Source organism: Campylobacter sp. CCUG 57310 (genome assembly GCF_013201975.1).
Lineage (GTDB): Bacteria > Campylobacterota > Campylobacteria > Campylobacterales > Campylobacteraceae > Campylobacter_A > Campylobacter_A canis.
The window spans coordinates 1381485-1399879 of the sequence record NZ_CP053845.1; the positions used below are offsets into that span (position 1 = coordinate 1381485).

21 protein-coding genes are annotated in these 18395 nt (G+C 33.3%); 13 read left to right on the forward strand and 8 right to left on the reverse strand.

Annotation, left to right across the window (positions count from 1 at the left end):
• Positions 1-242 precede the first annotated feature (242 nt).
• Both CORI_RS06895 and CORI_RS06900 read left to right on the forward strand, forming a co-directional pair.
• Positions 243-524: a type II toxin-antitoxin system RelB/DinJ family antitoxin gene (locus CORI_RS06895; protein ID WP_173031344.1), complete on the forward strand. Its 282-nt coding sequence runs from the start codon at positions 243-245 to the stop codon at positions 522-524.
• Positions 517-714 carry a type II toxin-antitoxin system YoeB family toxin gene (locus CORI_RS06900; RefSeq protein WP_173031345.1) on the forward strand — a complete coding sequence of 66 codons (198 nt, stop codon included), beginning with the start codon at positions 517-519 and terminating at the stop codon, positions 712-714. The genes CORI_RS06895 and CORI_RS06900 overlap by 8 nt, the downstream gene beginning before the upstream one ends.
• Positions 715-966: 252 nt before the next feature.
• On the opposite strand, the gene CORI_RS06905 is transcribed toward CORI_RS06900, so the two are convergent.
• Complete coding sequence (locus CORI_RS06905) at positions 967-1917, reverse strand: AraC family transcriptional regulator (RefSeq protein ID WP_173031346.1); 951 nt, start codon at positions 1915-1917, stop codon at positions 967-969.
• Between the two features lie 107 nt (positions 1918-2024).
• On the opposite strand from CORI_RS06905, the gene CORI_RS06910 reads away from it, so the two are divergent.
• The 4 genes from CORI_RS06910 to CORI_RS06925 all read left to right on the forward strand — a co-directional run bounded on the left by CORI_RS06910 (position 2025) and on the right by CORI_RS06925 (position 9002).
• Positions 2025-4100 carry a TonB-dependent receptor gene (locus tag CORI_RS06910; RefSeq protein WP_173031347.1) on the forward strand — a complete coding sequence of 692 codons (2076 nt, stop codon included), beginning with the start codon at positions 2025-2027 and terminating at the stop codon, positions 4098-4100.
• Positions 4101-4178: 78 nt separating this feature from the next.
• Complete coding sequence (locus tag CORI_RS06915; RefSeq protein WP_173031348.1) at positions 4179-5930, forward strand: ABC transporter ATP-binding protein; 1752 nt, start codon at positions 4179-4181, stop codon at positions 5928-5930.
• Positions 5923-7698 carry an ABC transporter ATP-binding protein gene (locus CORI_RS06920; RefSeq protein WP_173031349.1) on the forward strand — a complete coding sequence of 592 codons (1776 nt, stop codon included), beginning with the start codon at positions 5923-5925 and terminating at the stop codon, positions 7696-7698. Before CORI_RS06915 ends, CORI_RS06920 begins: the two co-directional genes overlap by 8 nt.
• 101 nt (positions 7699-7799) lie before the next feature.
• Positions 7800-9002 (forward strand): MFS transporter, encoded by a 1203-nt coding sequence (locus CORI_RS06925; RefSeq protein ID WP_301952198.1) that lies wholly within the window; start codon positions 7800-7802, stop codon positions 9000-9002.
• A gap of 13 nt (positions 9003-9015) precedes the next feature.
• On the opposite strand, the gene CORI_RS06930 is transcribed toward CORI_RS06925, so the two are convergent.
• From CORI_RS06930 to CORI_RS06960, 7 genes are all read right to left on the reverse strand, one after another.
• Complete coding sequence (locus CORI_RS06930; protein WP_173031351.1) at positions 9016-9837, reverse strand: class I SAM-dependent methyltransferase; 822 nt, start codon at positions 9835-9837, stop codon at positions 9016-9018.
• 103 nt (positions 9838-9940) lie between these two features.
• Positions 9941-10093, reverse strand: a complete 153-nt coding sequence (locus CORI_RS06935; protein WP_173031352.1) for a hypothetical protein — start codon at positions 10091-10093, stop codon at positions 9941-9943.
• Positions 10094-10806: 713 nt separating this feature from the next.
• Entirely contained in the window at positions 10807-11166 is a 360-nt protein-coding gene (locus CORI_RS06940) for a type II toxin-antitoxin system HicB family antitoxin (RefSeq protein WP_173031353.1), read from the reverse strand.
• Positions 11163-11393: a type II toxin-antitoxin system HicA family toxin gene (locus tag CORI_RS06945; protein WP_173031354.1), complete on the reverse strand. Its 231-nt coding sequence runs from the start codon at positions 11391-11393 to the stop codon at positions 11163-11165. The genes CORI_RS06940 and CORI_RS06945 overlap by 4 nt, the downstream gene beginning before the upstream one ends.
• Positions 11394-11742: 349 nt before the next feature.
• Complete coding sequence (locus CORI_RS06950) at positions 11743-12210, reverse strand: GNAT family N-acetyltransferase (protein WP_173031355.1); 468 nt, start codon at positions 12208-12210, stop codon at positions 11743-11745.
• Positions 12211-12216: 6 nt separating this feature from the next.
• Positions 12217-12483: a Txe/YoeB family addiction module toxin gene (locus CORI_RS06955; RefSeq protein WP_173031356.1), complete on the reverse strand. Its 267-nt coding sequence runs from the start codon at positions 12481-12483 to the stop codon at positions 12217-12219.
• A gap of 4 nt (positions 12484-12487) precedes the next feature.
• Positions 12488-12748 carry a type II toxin-antitoxin system RelB/DinJ family antitoxin gene (locus CORI_RS06960; protein WP_173031357.1) on the reverse strand — a complete coding sequence of 87 codons (261 nt, stop codon included), beginning with the start codon at positions 12746-12748 and terminating at the stop codon, positions 12488-12490.
• A 274-nt stretch (positions 12749-13022) separates the two neighbouring features.
• Here CORI_RS06960 and CORI_RS06965 point away from each other — a divergent pair, with 274 nt between their 5' ends.
• The 7 genes from CORI_RS06965 to CORI_RS06995 all read left to right on the forward strand — a co-directional run bounded on the left by CORI_RS06965 (position 13023) and on the right by CORI_RS06995 (position 17937).
• A complete protein-coding gene (locus CORI_RS06965) occupies positions 13023-13220 on the forward strand; it encodes a DNA cytosine methyltransferase (RefSeq protein WP_301952211.1) in 198 nt (65 codons plus the stop codon).
• Between the two features lie 13 nt (positions 13221-13233).
• Positions 13234-13779, forward strand: a complete 546-nt coding sequence (locus tag CORI_RS06970) for a DNA cytosine methyltransferase (RefSeq protein WP_173031359.1) — start codon at positions 13234-13236, stop codon at positions 13777-13779.
• Positions 13776-14024 carry a DNA cytosine methyltransferase gene (locus tag CORI_RS06975; protein WP_173031360.1) on the forward strand — a complete coding sequence of 83 codons (249 nt, stop codon included), beginning with the start codon at positions 13776-13778 and terminating at the stop codon, positions 14022-14024. The genes CORI_RS06970 and CORI_RS06975 overlap by 4 nt, the downstream gene beginning before the upstream one ends.
• Complete coding sequence (locus CORI_RS06980; protein WP_173031361.1) at positions 14014-16125, forward strand: ATP-binding protein; 2112 nt, start codon at positions 14014-14016, stop codon at positions 16123-16125. The genes CORI_RS06975 and CORI_RS06980 overlap by 11 nt, the downstream gene beginning before the upstream one ends.
• 22 nt (positions 16126-16147) lie before the next feature.
• Entirely contained in the window at positions 16148-16348 is a 201-nt protein-coding gene (locus CORI_RS06985; protein WP_173031362.1) for a hypothetical protein, read from the forward strand.
• A gap of 144 nt (positions 16349-16492) precedes the next feature.
• A complete protein-coding gene (locus tag CORI_RS06990) occupies positions 16493-17512 on the forward strand; it encodes a hypothetical protein (RefSeq protein ID WP_173031363.1) in 1020 nt (339 codons plus the stop codon).
• On the forward strand, positions 17512-17937 hold the full coding sequence (locus tag CORI_RS06995) for a very short patch repair endonuclease (RefSeq protein WP_173031364.1): 426 nt from the start codon (positions 17512-17514) through the stop codon (positions 17935-17937). Before CORI_RS06990 ends, CORI_RS06995 begins: the two co-directional genes overlap by 1 nt.
• The last annotated feature ends 458 nt before the right edge of the window (positions 17938-18395 follow it).

The window sequence follows — 18395 nt, forward strand, 5'->3', positions numbered from 1 at the left end:
TTTTAAGTCAATACCGATAAGGATTTAAGGTAAGTAGCCAAAGGGCTAGTCACCTAATTAGTCACCTAATAAAATTAAGTGAAAGTATGGTAAAAGCAAGTAAAAAGTATGCAAATAACAGCTATGTGATTTTTTGCCAAAAAAGAGAATACAATTTTAAACGAAGCAATAGCCTAAAAAATAGCATTACTTAAATTTACTTATAGTATAATTGCATACAAATAAATACAAAGGATATATAAATGACTACACTTATACAGTTTAGAGTTGATAAAGAGCTAAAAACCGAAGCCGAGAATTTATTTAAAGATATGGGGCTTGATCTAAGTACCGCTTTAAAATTGTTTTTAAAGCAGTCTATTAATAAGCGTAAAATTCCATTCTCTATCACTACTGCAAATGATGAATTTTATAGCGATAGTAATACGGAGTATCTAAAAAATATATTGGATAATATAGACAATAAAAAAGTAAAGATGATAAGAAAAAGTATAGATGAGCTTGAGGCATTAGATAATGCTTAATATAGAGTTTTATCCCGATGTGTGGAGTGATTATTTAGAGCTAATCAAAGACAAAAAAATATCGGCAAAAATCAATACTCTTATTAAGGATATAGCCGGAAATAAAAACAATAGTAATCTTGGTAAACCGGAAACTCTAAAAGGTGACTTGGTAGGTTGCTACTCTCGCAGGATAGATATTAAAAATTGAATAGTTTATAGAATAAAAGATAATAGCGTACAAATTTTACAGGCGGGGACGCATTATAATCAGAAATAATCAAAGATTGACAAATTCCGAATGGATAAATAAACAAAAATATGATCTTTTTTTATTACAATTCTAATATACTAAAAACTATCTAAGCAGATATAAAGCCGGTAGCTTCTAGAGTTTTAAAGAAACATATTTTTTAATGCAAGTCTAAAAGAGCTTGGCATATGTAAGATATTTTATAGTTTTTTAAATCCAAAATTTATTATGCCTTGAAATTTCAATTGGCAGTACTTCAAATTTTTCTTTAAAAATTTTACTAAAATGCGCCAAAGATCTGTATCCGACAATGCTAGCCGCCTCTTTTACACTTACATCATTTCTCAATAAAAGCTCCTTAGCACTTTTAAGCCTTTCCTCTTGTAGCATCCCATAGATAGTTGTGCCAAAACACTGCTTAAAACCTCTTTTTAGCTTAAATTCATTTATAGCACAAATTTTGGCAAGTTCTTTGATGGATGGCGGATTTGACATATTTTTGAGCAAAATTTCTTTAGCCTTTTTTATAGCGGCTATATCATGGTCGCATAAATTTAATCCTTTGCAGCAATCACAATTATCAGAAGTTGAAAAACTTTTATATATCATCTCTAAAATTTTAGACTCAATAAAAATTTCCCTCATTTTATCTCTATATATATGAGAATTTTCTAAATCCTTGAGAATAAGTTTTTGTGCTAAATTCGTAGAGCTTGCTTTAATGCTTATAGTTTCGGATTTTTCCATCTCGTTAAATATTGGAAAATCTTTTATTAAATTATTATCCATAAAAATGCACTGGCTTTTAAAGCGTTTTTTACGCTCATAAACAACCCTGCCCCTAAAAGGCTCTTTTATAACTCCTATCCAAGCATCATTTGGTCTAAATATACCATTATTGGCACTTTGACTGTTCATACAAACCGAACTATTTCCTGTATTAAAATACATAAAAGAGTATTTGCCTATATCAGCGGAATTAAATACCCTATCATCATCAAAATACATGTCAAATATTCCATAACCAAAACCGTTTGAGTTATTAAATATCTGAGTATTTAAAACCATATCATTGGTTTTTATACTTAACTCCTTTAAGCATCTCTCGTTATTACCCCATGTTTCGTTAAAAAATCTCTCAAGTTCGGGGAAGCTACTCATAAAATCCCTCCATCGTTAAATTTAATCCCTCTGCCATTAATAAAGTAATAGTAATAATTATCAAATTATAGTAGTATTAAGCTTGAATAAATTTTAAGGAGTGTTACATGAGTTCAGGTTATATAAAATTTATAGGCATTATCTCTGTTGTCGCAAGCACTTGTTTATTTGCAACCGATAATATTTCGCTAAAAGAAGTAACGGTATCGGCAAATAAAATGGAGGAGAATATCAAAGATATCCCTCAAAGCGTAAGTGTCATAGATGAAACCGAGATAGAAGAAAAGCGCATTAAAGATACCGATGGTGTAATGCGTCAGATTCCAAACCTAAGTGCCGAGCATTTTATCTATAAAACAAGAGTAAATTTTCGCGGTATAAATCACTCCGATTTTACCAATTCAAACCCTGTTACCGTCTATATAGACGGTATTGCCAGCAGTAACAACATGGGCAATTATAACTCTATTTTAAATAATGTCGAAAGAGTTGAAATTTTACGTGGTCCTCAAAGCACTATTTATGGCAAAGACTCGATCGGAGGCGTTGTAAACGTAGTATCCAAACAGCCTAAGAACGAGTGGAGCGGTGCCGTGGGAAGCGAATACGGTTCATATAACTATATGATGGGAAATTTTAACGCAAACGGTGCCTTAATAAATGATATTTTGTTTTTAAATGTCGGAGGATACGCTTCAAAAGATGACGGCTGGATAAAAAACGAATATAACGGCGATAAAAAAGCAAACAAAACAAACGATCATAAATTTGACGCAACCATTACGGTTAAGCCTACCGATAGGCTGACTGCAAGATTAACCTTGGTTGAAGAAAGAAGCAAAGAGTATTTTTATAGGGGCGGCACAGGTCTATTTGGAACTATAAATTTAAAAGATGCCAAAAGAGCAAATTTTGAAGTACCTACCGATAGTTTAGTTAAAACATTTTCTCAGGCGCTCGGAGTTGATTATGAGTTTGATAGAGTTAAATTTTCGTCCGTTACCACTCATAAGAAATCAAAGGCAAGCGGAATTTACGATAGCGACTTTACTTATGCACCGTCGCTTCCTTCTAACGGCTTAATCCAATTTCAAGATGTGCATTTAGACACTTTATCGCAAGAATTTAGACTAAACAGTATAAATACAGATAAATTTAAGTGGGTAAGCGGTCTTTATTTTGAGCGAGAAAAGACTCAAAATAAAAGAATGGGGCAGCAGTTTAATCAAGGCGGAATGAAGATGGAGATGGATGCTCCCGCAACCATCAAAGCAGATACCGCTGCAGTATTCGGACAGGGCAGCTATGAGTTAACCGATAGTTTTTTACTAACTCTTGGAGGAAGATTTCAAAAGATCAAAAAAGATATAGATATGGCAGCTTTTATGACTCCTCTTGGTATGTCTAAAGGAGCTCCTATTAATACCTTAAAAGACGGCAAGTCATGGAATAAATTCCTTCCAAAGGCGGGATTGACATATAAGATAAACGATGATTTAAGCGCTTTTGTTTCATACTCTCAAGGCTATTTGTCCGGCGGATACAACTACTATGCATTCATAAAAGAGCAAGCCTTTGATGCACAAAAGAGCTACAACTATGAGATAGGTCTTCGCGGAAATGCTTTTGACAATCGCCTTAGATTCAGTTTTTCCGCATTCCATATGGATATAAAAGACATACATCTATACTCAATCCTACCGGGAGGAATATTTGTTACAAGCAACGGAGGTAAAGCAAAAAGCGATGGGATAGAGCTTGAAGCCCTTTATAGAGTTAGTAGCGAGCTTGATATAAGCGGAGCGTTTGGTATAAATAAAACTAAATACAAAGAAAATATCCAGTATCCAAACGCCGTTAATAAAAGGATAGAGAATACTCCAAACTACACTTTTAACCTAGGTGTTGCCTACACTCATCCAAGTGGAATTTATACAAGGCTTGATCTAAGAGGTAATGGAGATAAGTATTTTGATGCGGAAAATAAATTTAAACAAAAATCTTGGATGACGGCGGACATTCGCGCCGGCTATAGGTTCAAGGCATTTGAAATCTACGGATACATAACAAATATCACAAACAATTCTCATGTGGTAACATTTATGCATCACGGAGGAATATCGGGCATGAATCACTTCGGTGATCCAAGAAGATTTGGCATGGGCGTAAGATACTCTTTTTAGGATTTAAACTCTCAAATTTAGGCTTAAAAACTTAAGCCTAAATTTTAACTTTGCATAACCAAAATTAAGGAATTTGTCATGAAAGAGAAGCAAGGAATTTTAACTAGGATTATGAATCCGGTTATAAAAGATATAAGGCTTGCAATGATACTTGCAGGCATCGCTTCGATTTGTTACGTGCTAGCTTTTAGCACCTTTGCTTTTGTAGTATCGTCTCTTGTAAAAGGCGAAGTAAATTACACTCTGATGTATATTGGAGCAGGCTTTATAATAGCAGAATATCTTTTGCGCTCAAACGCTTTTAAGACTTCTCACGTAGCCGCTTTTAAGCTGGAACAAATTTTACGAACCAGACTTTCTGAGCATATAGCCGCAATTCCTTTTGGTGAAGTTATAACCAAAGGAAGCGGAAGGCTTAAAAAAAATATGCTGGACGATGTAAAAAACTTGCACTCGTTTGTAGCCGATACTACTCCTATGCTGGCAAGAGTAGCTGTTACTCCCGTAGCGTGCTTAATCGCGCTTGGATTTTTTGATTTGAGGCTTTTATCGCTTAGTCTGGCTTTAGTTTTTGCAAGTGCGGCATTTATGAGTCTAGCGTTTAAAGATAATGAAAAATACAGAAGAGAATATGACGACAACCAGGCTCTTATAAACGCTTCCATAATAGAATTTGTTCAAGCTATGCCCGTAGTTCGAACATTTAGTGATGGAGCTAGCTCTTTTAAGCGCTACAACGATGCTCTCAATGCATACTGCAAGAGTCTTAAAGAGTGGATAGCGCTTACTACCACAGCCTCAAGAGTTGCTATAATGCTAGCCAGTCCCATTATAACTCTTGTTGTAGTGGGCGTTGCCGGTAGTTATTTTTATATAAACGGTAGCTTGGAATTTGGTAAATTTATCGGAGTATTGATACTTGCGGCAGGCATTATAGAGTCTATGATGCCGCTTATGTGGGTAAATAATTTTGTTCAACAATCAAGAGCCGCAGCAAGCGGAATTTTAGAAATTTTAGACATAAAACCTCTTAAAATTTCAGATTCTTTCAAAGAACCGAAGGATAGCTCGGTAGAATTTAAAAATGTAAGTTTTAAATACGAAACAAGAGACGAATTCGCTCTTAAGGATGTTAGTTTTAAGGTTGATGCCAGAAGCGTAACGGCACTCGTTGGTCCAAGCGGTGCGGGCAAGAGCACGGCGGCACAGCTTATCCCTCGTTTTTGGGATGTTTGTAATGGTGAAATTTTAATAGGCGGAGTTGATGTAAGGCAAATTGAGCCTATGAAGCTTATGAATTTTGTCTCTTTTGTATTTCAAGATACGTTTTTATTTAACGACACCATCTATGAAAATATATCAATGGCAAAGCCGAGCGCTACAAAAGACGAAGTGATAAACGCAGCTAAAGCCGCGCAAATCGATGAGTTTATAGATGCTTTGCCAAATGGATATGATACCCTGTGCGGCGATAGGGGTACAAATTTAAGCGGAGGGCAAAAGCAACGCATAACCATAGCTCGGGCAATATTAAGAGACGCTCCTATAATAGTGCTTGATGAAGCTACGGCATTTGCAGATCCCGAAAATGAAGAAAAGATCATAAAGGCCATTTCAAATCTCATAGTAGGCAAAACCGTAATTATAATAGCTCACCGCCTATCAACTATCAAAAAATCCGACCAAATAGTAGTCTTTGATAAAGGGAAAGTCGCAGAAAAAGGGCTTCACGAAGAGCTTTTATCAAATAATAGTTTATATGCCAAGCTCTGGGATAGTTATACACAAACTCAAATTTGGAACATATATAAAAGGACAAATCATGAGTAATAATGTAAAATTCGCCTCTATCAAAGAGCTTTATAATATGTTTTTAGAGATTGCAGGCTCGTATCAAAAAGAGTATAAAAATAGTCTTTACTCCGGCGTAATAGCAATAGTAGCTCAAGCCGTTTTGCTTTGTTTATTTTACCCTCTGCTTGTTTTTGCTTATCATGAAGATAAAAGCTTTTTAAATTTCGTTGTTTTATCCATGATGGCGCTACTTATAGTGTTTATGATAGCCAAATTTAAAAGCTCTTACTACGATCATGCCGGCACCTTTGTGGATGTAGGATACGATCTTCGCTTAAAGCTTGGCAAGAAGCTAACCTCAGTACCTCTTGAAAGCCTAGCTAAATATAAAACCGGCGAACTAAATGCGGTATTTGCAAGCAATGTTGATTCTGCCGTAATGTTTATGAACATGATACCTCTTATGTTTTTAGAGCCGATTTTAGTATGCTCTTTTGTCATAATCGCTACTATTTTTGCAAATTTCAAGATCGCCCTTATACTTATTTTTATACTGCCGCTTGTTATACCGCTTTATAAGCTAAAACGTAAGATGGCAGTAGAGGATAAAAAGATATTCATGGATGCAAATGCAACTCTTGAATCAAGCATAATAGAATATATCCAAGGCATAGGAGTGCTTCGCTCGGTAAATTTGATCGGCAAAAATTCACAAAAGCTACAAAAGGAAATAGCAAACGTAAGACAAATTCAGCTTAATGAAATGAAAGGCTCAAATTTACCAACTTTGCTAACGGGAAGCTTGATTATATTTACTACTTTGATAGCGGTTTTTACGGGAGTTTATCTAAATATAAACGGTGAAATTTCACTTGGTCTATTTGCGGCATTGCTTGTCATACTTCCAAGACTAAACGAGCCGTTTTCTATCCTTTTGATAGTAGCTAGCGTATTTGATCTTAGTGAAAACGGCTTTAGGCGAACAAAAGAAATTTTAAACATGAAAGAGCTTGAATTTTATCCGCCCATAGCGATACCCGATAAATTTGATATCGAATTTAATAAAGTTGATTTTGCCTATTTCGGTGCCGATAAAAATTCTCTCAATAATGTCAGCTTTAAAATTCCCGCTAAAAGCATGACCGCTATAGTAGGAGCCTCCGGAAGCGGTAAAACAACAGCGGTAAAGATGCTTATGCGATATTCAGATGCACAAAAAGGCGAGATAAAGATAGGCGGAACGGATATAAGACATATAAAACAAGAAGAGCTTATGAAGTGTCTATCCGTAGTCTTTCAGGATGTCTATTTATTTGACGATACGGTGCTAAATAATATCCGTATGGGTAGAGCAAATGCAAGCGACGAAGAAGTAAGAAATGCATCCAAAACCGCACTTTGCGATGAATTTATCACAAGGCTTCCGGACGGCTATGAAACTAGAATCGGCGACATAGGGGGGAATCTTTCAGGCGGAGAAAAGCAACGTATCAGTATAGCTAGGGCGATACTAAAAGACGCTCCTATAGTTATCTTGGACGAGCCTACGGCGGCTCTTGATACTGCAAGCGAGCTTGCGGTACAAAAGGCGATTGATACTTTAGTAAAGGATAAAACCGTCATAGTAATAGCTCATAGGCTATCTACCATCGTAGGAGCGGATCAAATTTTAGTATTTGACAATGCAAATTTGGTCGAAAAAGGATCTCACGAAGAGCTATTAAGCTACAAGGGCAGATACTATAATATGTGGCAAGCTCAGCAGAATGTAAAAATTTGGCATGCTAAAAATAAAAATGTATAGCAAAAAATCGATAAAATCATATTTGGTTGATTTTGATTTATCATACTATAAAATCGAGTTTTTCTTAGGTATAAAATTTAAGCGTTACATGGAAGCCTAGCTTGAATTCGTCTATTAAAATTTTAAATTTCAAAGCCCGAATCGCCTTTTTAATAGTCTGTTTAAATATGGCTCAATACATAAGCATTGGTTTTTTCTCCGAAAGCTTGGCGGCTATACTTAGACAAGACGGACTTAGCCTAGAAAAGATAGGCGCAGTATATTTTATAGGTTTATTTTACGGGTTTAGATTTTTGTGGGCTCCGTTTGTAGAATTTGCAGTTGCAAAAATGGGCGGAGTTTATAAAAATTTTATTACGGTTGTCTTAATGCTAATGATAGTATCTCTTGGGATAACTGCATTTTTAAACGTCAGAGAAAATTTGAGCTTTATTCTTGCTATGGCGGGCATGCTTGGCTTTTTGTCCGCCACTTCGGCTATAGCTTCAAGTGCTTTAATTATTAAAATTTCAACTCCTCAAAATTTAGCAGGCGCAAATTCGCTAGCAGCTAGCGGAAATTTCATAGGTCATGTTTTAGGAACAGGAGTTACGCTGATCATATATTCAAATTTTGGCTGGAAAGCTTCCACTATATTTTTGATATTTCTTACCATTGTTGCTCTTTTTATGATTGCAACCTTTAAAGAGCGACCAAGAGAACTTGAAAGAGGGCAAAATCGAGTTAGCTTTAAAAGTATGGCGTTATTTTTCAAAGATAAGGAATTTTGGCTAAGTGTGCTTATGATACAAGGCATCGGAGTGTGCATGTCTTTTGGACTAATCAATCCTATACTTGTCGATAGCGGACGAGGTCTTGACGAGATAGGCAAAGTAGTGCACATATACGGGCTTTGCGGTGTTATCATAGGTAGCATTACGGCAAGCTATCTTATAAATAAATTAGGCAATATTAAGACTATGATTTTGGCTATGCCTATTCAAGCTTTCGGGATTTTAACACTACTTTTGCCGATTTTAGGATATGCGAATTTAATAATATTAATTCTTGTGTGTCAAATTTGCTTTGCCGTATATACTATAGGCGCCGTAAGCATCTCAACTATGATAATGAGCAAAGCCACAAAATCTCCGGTAAGCGAGTGCGCCTTGCAAAGTAGCATAAGTATGTTGTTTCAGTATTTGTCGTTTGCCCTTGGCTTTATTATCGCTTCTTTAGTTGGCTACAAAATAACTGTTATTTTTTCGTTTGTTATCTGCTTTATTGTTTTTTTATATCTTTTAAAATTTAAAAAATTGATGTAAATATTACTTGATTTTAATTTAACCCAAACACAAACATCCTGCAAGAATTTCTAAAGGCGGGAATAAGTCCAAAAATCCTACCTCTAAGACTCCATCTGTTTTTATGCATATCCATCATCGTGCCTGTTTTTAGGTGTTTTATGGTGGTCTTATCCCACTCTTCAACCTCGCTTGGATCTTCTATGCCCATCTTAAAATCAACTCTTTTTTTCATAAATTTAAGCGTATCATGCTTCCTAGAATCCATATTTGCGGCAAAATTATTTATAAGATCAAGCGCGACTATGCCTTCAAACCTCTTAGCTAAATTTAAAAAGAACTCTTTAAAAACTTCTTTTTCAAAATACATCGCAACGCCTTCTAGAGCAAAGGCGAATTTAGCATTTGGATGCTTTGCTTTAAGTTCGTCCATCCAAGCGGTTTCAAGCATGGAGCTAGAGATACTAAAGTTTTTCTTGGCTTTTGGCATGAGTTTGTCGCGAAGTACGATCACATCGGGAAGATCAAGGTCGTAAAAGATAGCATTGGGACATACCGACTCAAGCCTAAGCGGTCTAGTATCAAGCCCGGCGCCAACCTGCACGATAACTACCTCATCGTTATCTTTGGCAAATTCCACAAGTGCGTCATCGATAAATTTCGCCCTTATTATAACTCCTACGCGACTTAGATCGCCAGCTTCAAATTTAGCAAAGTCATAATCTATCTTTTTAACTATCTTGCCTGAAAACTCATCTCTTAAAATCGGCTCTTTTACTTCGTTTTCAAGGCTTCTAAAGTATAAGTTTATAAGCAGGGTTTCCGAGATGTCATCGTTAAAACCAATCTTTTCCATATCTTTAACCTTTATAATAATTTGTATCAGTATTATAATCAAAAGTGGTTTAAAATTTGATTGTGAGTTAAAAATATATATCGTTTGATTCTTTTATTATTTATTACAAATACTCTTGTGCAAGCTTTCCTACTTCATTGCCTATCTCAAATTTTGTATTATCGATATATTTGTTTTCAAGGTCGCGTCTAAATCTATAAAGCCATAGAGACTTTGGGCACTGTAACCCTCTTGTATATTGCGATTTGGATAGCATTTTGGTCCTTTTTGTTTTTATAATTATAACAGATTGGATGAACAAGAGAGTGTCTTAAGTTAGCATAACTTATAGTATAAATCAACTTTAATAATTTCATATGTTATTTAGCATGATATGCAATATTTCTGTTGCACTACTTATCTGATTTATATAATTTGTTTTTAAATTTTAAATTTGCTATTATTTTTTAGATACTTTTGGTATTATTTTAAAATACTTAAACTTTATATTTTAGATACTTAAAAACACTAGTTACCTAATGCTTTGCTAGTCACCCAATTAGTCACTTAATAAAAGTAAAACTATTGTATTTCAAAATTATGGAAATAAAAGCTAAAAAGTGGAATATAAATGAATTTTAGGTAATTTTTTATACATTGAAAGTATAGTAAAAGGAAGTGAAAAGTATGTGAAAAAAGGTTATGTGAAATTTTAAAACAATTTATCTGTTTTTCTTATTTTGATTCTATAATCAATCACAATACAATTATCTAATATTCAAAAGATCTCTTTTTTTGTTTTTGGCATATTTTTATACTTTGTTTAATGCCATGAGAATTTTAGACTGTTTTAAAATGAAAGTCTTGTGCATTTGCTACATAATAACGTAAAAAATGCCAAACCAAGTCTTAAGTAGTTTAAATAAGTTGTTTTAAAAAATTTTGAGCCTGCTCTATTCAAAGACTTTGTTTTTTTGATTTATTTTTAACTTAAATGCTAGCTAGTTTTAAATTTGCTGCATCGGTTAAAAATTTAGAGCGGTTTGAGCTTACTTTGTCAATTTTTTCTAGTAATGTTTTAGGCAAATTTACATTTACTCTTACTCTTTTTTCTTCGCTGATAGGCTCAGGTATTACAGATCCGCTTTCTAGTAAAGTCTCTAATGTAGCCTTAAAAGCGATTTCAAGTTCATCTAATGCCTCAGTCTTACTCTCTCCATCTCCGTAAAAAAATGCAGTTCCGTTAAATTCAGGCATGAAAGCACCCCAGCCACCGCCTTCGTTTTCAGGTATCTTTTTTAGTTCTATTTTGTATGGTAAATTTAAGTAGTAGTTTATATCTTTTTTCATCTCCATTCTCCTTTTATGGCTTTTAAAACCGCTTTAACGTAAAAGATTTTCATAGGTTTATGATAAGGCAGTGTAATTAATAGTTTTCCGTTTGAAAAACTATGATGAGAACCTTTTACGCTTTTTAGCTCAAATCCATACTCTTTTAACAGTTTTTCTAAAACTTCAAATCTTACATTAGTTGGATTGTTTTCAAGCTCTTTCAGTAATTTGTCTTTTCTACTCATACTCTAAGCCTTTATTGTGTATTATACACAAAAATAGTTAAAGCAAGATAAATTAGCGTGATAAAAGTTTCATGTTGCAAGAATAAAAGACTTGTATATTTGTTACGAATTTATAGATAGTTCTATAATGTAGTTCAAATATTATACACTCCTATAAAAACCTGCATAGACAAATTATTATCTATGCAGGTTTTTAATTTATGCTAACTTAGTAGCATCTATAATATCTATTGTCCGGTCTGCCTTTTCGTCGTCTTTTAATTCAAAACTTGATTCGCTACAGAAAATGGAATAGAACAAGTTATGCAAATGAGGTATTGCAGGACTTAAATTAATATAAATAATTTTCTTAATCAACCAACACCTTTTTTAACATAACATACTCAGTTGTTCTATACTCTTCTTTAAAACCGCAACTTAGAAATAGTTTTATTGCTGTATTATCAATTGCTATATAGTCATATATCTCTTTGATACCGTTATCTCTTGCTTTTTCACACAATAGAATTAATGATTTCTTGCCATATCCTTTTTTACGGTAAGGTGCATATATAATAACGTTTACAACATATATACTTCTTTTATCATCAAAATGATAAGCAACTTCACCTATAAATTCATTGTCTTTTTGTATGTATCTATAAAAATATCTATTATCTTTATTTGAGATCCATTTATTATGCCATTGCTCCCACTCATACTGTGGAAAGGAAATTGTACCTCTCCAAGAGCGATTATACTCCATTGTCTTTTCATCGCTTAACATTTTTTCTCTAAACCATAGATCTTGAAGTTTTGGAATATATAGGGTTAGCATTTTATTTTACTTATCTCCATAATGTGTTTTACATTGAGCTATCTCTATGGTATCTTGATTGGTTAGTCTAAATACTAAACGATGTTTTTCGTCTATTCTGACGCTATAAAATCCGGATAGATTTCCTTTGAGTGGCTCCGGTTTACCGATACACTTATATCCGTTACGCTCAATGTCCTTAATAAGTCTGTTTATTCTCTTTAACATGTTCTTATCTTGACTTTGCCAATAAAGATAATCTTCCCAAGCATTATCAGACCATATTTTTTTCATGCGCTTACTCTTCTATAAGCTCGTGTATGGTACCGTCGCCTTTTTGCAGTTGCCTAATTGAATTTTCCAATCTGCTAATGTTATCTTGACCGTAAAACGGATCACCGGAAATCTCAAAAGGTATCTTACGTTCTCTAATTACTTTTTTAGCAAACATTGTAAAAGCCGAAGTCATAGTTAATCCCATCTCGGAACAAACTTGTTCTAAATCCTTTTTTAAATCATAATCCATTCTAAAATTTACATTTACACTTTGTGTGGCCATAATATCTCCTTTTTAAAGCATTATATTATATTTGTAATGATATATTATATCAGATTATTTACAAATATATATATTTTATTTTGTATATTTCATAAAATAATTATATTAATATTATTTTAATTTAAAATTTTATTATCATTCATACGCTCCTTTAGACGCATCTAAAAATATTTATCGGTATTGTTTAAATTAACAATAATCGCTTAATCAATATTTTGATATAATCAACTACATTTTAAAATAAGAGTTTATAAATGAAAAAAAACTTAAAGCTATTGACTTCTTCTGCTCAGGAGGCGGTATGACACACGGTATAACGCAAGCTGGCATAGAAGTTATAGCAGGCATAGACAACGATTTAAGAGTAAAAGAAACATATGAAAAAAATAACTCTAAAACAAAATTTATACTCGCCGATGTTTTTAGTCTTAAAGAGTCGGAACTGTCAAATGCCGTAAATATTAAAAAATGACGATAATTTAATATTGATAGGCTGTAGTCCTTGCCAGTATTGGTCCATTATACAGACCAACAAGAAAAAATCTCAAAAATCAAAAGATCTACTCAAGGAATTCCATAGGTTTGTAAGATATTTTAATCCCGGATTTGTAGTCGTTGAAAACGTTCCCGGCTTAGAGAGAAATGCAACGGAAAGTGGACTGAAGACTTTTATGGAAGATCTGGATAGTATGGGGTACGTTGTGGAATACGGCGTATATAATTTAAACGAATACGGTGTTCCTCAAACCAGAAAAAGATTTTCATTAATAGCATCGAGAGTTTGTAAAAATAAAATCTCTCCCATTAAATCAGGAGAAAAGAAGGTTGTGAAAGATTTTTTGGGAGAATTAAACGGTTTTGTAAAAGTGGAAGCAGGACATAAGGACGAAAGCGATTTTCAGCACAGTGTCGCTGGGCTTAGCAATGAAAATTTGATAGCTCTAAAAAAACACCTAAAAACGGTGGAAATGCCGCAAAAAAACGAAAATTTTTTAAAGGGACAGGTTTCGAGGATAGCTATAGTCGTATGAGTTGGGATAAGCCCGCTCCGACTATTACAACTCGTTTTTTCAGCATCTCGAATGGTCGTTTTGGACATCCCGAGGAAGATAGGGTCATATCAATAAGAGAAGGAGCTACACTTCAGACTTTTCCAAAAAATTATGTATTTTACGGAAACAAAGAAAATATGGCTCGTATGATAGGCAATGCGGTACCCCCGGAATTCGCTAAAAAAATAGGAGAATCTATAATGAGGAGCTTAAATGGCGAATGAAAATTTTAAAGTATCTCCTAGAATTTTATCCCATCTAGGTGAAGACTTGATAAAAAGTGAAGATATGGCTTTGCTTGAGCTAGTTAAAAACGCTTATGATGCCAACGCTACACTTTGTTCAGTATTTTTTGAATTTAATAAAGATAGAAATAAGCTAGAAAAAATAATAATAGAGGACAATGGCGACGGAATGAGCGCATATATCATAAAAAATATCTGGCTTGTCATAGGAACCGAGTATAAACATAAACAAATTAGCAAAAGTTTAAACAATAATGACACAAGCAAAAGAATACCATTAGGGGAAAAAGGTATAGGTAGATTAGGCGTTCATAAACTAGGAGAGAAAATTTTGCTAATTAGCAGGCGGATCGATAGCAAAGAAGTCGAGCTTGCAATAGACTGGGGCAAGCTTAGAGAAATCGATAATATAGATGACTTTAAAGTTTTAATTACCGAAAACGATACTCCAAAATATTTTAAATCAAAAACCGGAACAAAAATAATTATATCAGAATTAAAGTCAGAGTGGAACAATAGACAAATTAGGAACGTACATAGATCCATAAATTCGTTAAATAGTCCATTTGACGATGTTAATGATGATTTTAAAGTTAACATATCTTCAAATAGCGATATTTTTAAAGGTCTTCCAGAATTTAAAGATATCGTAGGCGCAGCTTTGTATTTAGGTAAAGCCACTATCGCAGGCGATAAAATAGTAAATATAGAATATAAATTTAAGCCTTGGGAAACGCTCTTGCAAGTAAAAAACGGAAGAGAAAAAACAACCAAGGATTTTCAATCATATGAATTAGAACTAAAAAGTTATTCCGGAAAAAAGGAAATTCCGATAGATCTCTCAAAATTTAAGATAGGAAAAATAGAATTTGATATAGCGATATTTGATCTAGATAGTCAAATATTTAGTTGGGTAAATACTGAAAAAACATCCGTAAAAGAGTACTTAAAAGAAAATGGAGGTATTCGTGTCTATCGCGATGGAGTAAGAGTATATGATTATGGAGAAAAAGACAATGATTGGCTGGGTATAGACATAAGAAGAGTTCGTAGGCTTGGTGGAAATATAAGCAACCATATTGTTATAGGTTCGGTAAAAATTAATAGACTGGAAAGCTTGGATCTCAAAGAAAAAACAAACCGTGAAGGATTTGTCGAAAACGAAGCGTATCAAGCATTTGTTGATGCTATTAATTATACTCTTGATTTAATTGTAAATGAAAGAAATGAAGACAAAGCGCGATTAACAACTCTATATAAAAAACATAAAGTTATGGAGCCAGTTTTATCGGATTTAGACGAGTTGTTAAATCTTGTTAGAGAGAAAGTATCGGAAGACGACTTAAAACAAGACATCATAAGATATATTTATAGAATCAACAAGCAATATACTGAAGTTAAAGAAATTTTAATAAAAAGTGCAAATGCCGGATTAAATTTAAGTGTAGTTATACACGAAATAGAAAAACTAATAGCTTCATTATTTCATACTATCGACAATAATCAAAAAGAGAAGGCTCTAAGCCTATCAAAGCAACTTGAAAAGATTATACAAGGATACTCTATATTAATAAAGTCTTCTAAAATAAAAAAAGGATTATTGTCAAGCATAGTTAAAACAGCTGTCGATAACTATGAATTTCGTTTCGAAGATCACAAGATCGAAATCTTGCTTGATTCGACTGAAAATTTAGAAGCTTACTATGCAAAAAGCGAGACGATCGCAGTTCTTACAAATTTGCTGGACAACTCTATATTTTGGCTCTCTTATTCAAGAACACCAAACGCAAGCATATCTCTTTACGTAACAGACAAGATAATAAACGGTCACGGTTCTATAGTTGTATCCGACAATGGTCCAGGGTTTGGTTTGCCTACAGATATAGCGATAAAGCCGTTTATTACAAAAAAACCAAATAGTATAGGCTCTGGACTTGGTTTACATATAGCGGATGAAATGATGAAAGCCATGAAAGGAAAAATGCTATTTTTAGATGAGCAAGATATAAATTTTCCTGGCGAAGTCATAGAAAAAGGCGCAACCAAAGCTATTGTAGCGTTATGTTTTCCGATGCAATAGAAATAAATAAAAGGAGTTATTTGTGAGTAGTTTTCTATCCGATTTTGCAAGAAGCGTTTTGATAATAGACGACAACGAGGAAGAAATTAAAAAATTAAAAAAATGCTTGGAAAAAAAGGACATAATGGTTAAATATGAAAACCCGCCTAAAAGTAAATCCGGAATAGATAAAAAATATAAAAAACCGTTTTTAAATAGAAAGCTTATTTTTGTGATTTTATGATAGATGAAAGTAAAGATGCTACGTACAACATATCTTCTGTTTTAAGACCGCTTTTTACAAAAAGCCATAGGCAAAGATTTTAGCATTTACGGCTTAGTTATGTGGACAAAGCACGAAGACCATATTGATGAATTTAAAACAAAAATGCAAGAAAAAGATAAATACAAATATGATTTTCCTTTGTTTATAATCAGTATGGATAAAACAAAATATCTATCAAATACTTTTGATACTGTCCTAGACGATCTTGAGAAGAAACTAAAAGAAGACATTGCAGCAAATTTTTTAATCAACTGGAGCAATTTGATTGACAATAGCAAAGCTAAAATATTGCGTTCTATTTTTGACATTGTTCCAAATCATCTTACAAATAGCAACAACATGGAATATGTTTTGGCAAAAATGGCTATGAGCAAGATAGAAAACGGTAATGATAAGGTTGATGAAAATACCGATTTGCCAGAAGAGTATTCAGATAATGCATTTAGGGCTTTTAACGATTTATTATTATCGGAAGCCGAAAATATTGATTTTAAAACTAAAATTTTTAAAAACATCAAAAAAGAAATTGCAATTGATATAAAAGACACAAAAACAAAACTGATAGAAACAAAGAATACCCCTATGGATGTATTAGATATAATAGCCGCTTTAAATAGTCAGATGTTAATAAAACCGGGAGAGGATATTAAAAATAAACCGATTATTCCAGGCATAGCGTACAAGATCATTAGGAAAAAGCATATTTTAAAATATCCCGAAGCAGGACTTGAAATCAAAAAACACAAGATTACAGACCTTATTCCGATTGTTATCGACATGACTCCTCCTTGCGATTTTTTAAACAACAAAGCATTACGACATAGATTGCTCTATGGTTTTATGTTTGAATACAGCAAAGATAATATAAAAATCATAAAAGATAACCTAAGTAAAGATTGTTATTATAAAGAATTTAAACCTTTTAAATTGAGTATTGAAAACAAAAATAAAATATATTGTGCCGTGTTTGATTTTAGAATAATAACATTTGAAGCAAAAGAAAATTTGCAAAATAAAAAAGCTTACAAAATTTTATTTAGAGCAAAAAGAAGATTATTCGCCGATATTCTACAAAAAATGTCTTCTTACGTATCAAGACTAGGGCTTCCGATTATAGAATAATGCCAGATATTTTTACAAAACAAAAACGATCCGAGATAATGTCGCAAATTCATAATAAAGATACAAAGCTTGAAATTATAGTAAGAAAATTTCTATTCGCAAATGGTTTTAGGTACAGAAAAAACGATAAGCGCTATCCAGGCAAACCGGACATAGTATTACCAAAATATAAAACTATTGTATTTATACACGGTTGTTTCTGGCATGGACACGATTGCAAAGTCGGTGCATTGCCGAAAAGCAAACAAGACTTTTGGCACAAAAAAATAGCTTCCAATATAAACAGAGACAAGAAAAATGTAAAAATAATTGAAGAATCTGGATGGAAAGTGTATATAATTTGGGGGTGTGAGCTCATTGGCATATTTAGAGATAATACATTGGAAAAATTAAAATCATTTTTAATTGAAAATAAACCTCGGTAATCATAAAATATTATCTATGATTTAATTACGCTAAAAACTTGCAATAAATACTGTTGTTGTAAGGCGTCAGACAGAATACTAAACACTTTAAGTATTTAATTTTACAAGAAACTCTACTTTCATTGATTGTCCGCTTTTTAGTCATCGATTCATTACTTTTCTACGATCGGACACTCGAAAAGACTAGACATTACAATCCGATATCCATCAAGAATCGCGAAACTAAACTCCAAATGTGTGCTAACCCGTTCGTTGAGGAATAAACTTTGTTTAGCCGAACTTGATTTGCTCTTAACCCCTCTACAAACTCATTAAAACCGTCTAAGCTAAGCCAAATCAAAATTCCTTTATCTTAAATTTCGCCAGCTTCTAATAAGGAGTCGCGATTTTATCAGAATCCATGGCATGAAGTTGAAGAATTAACTTGCCTTTATATATCAGCTGTTCACGATGAAAAC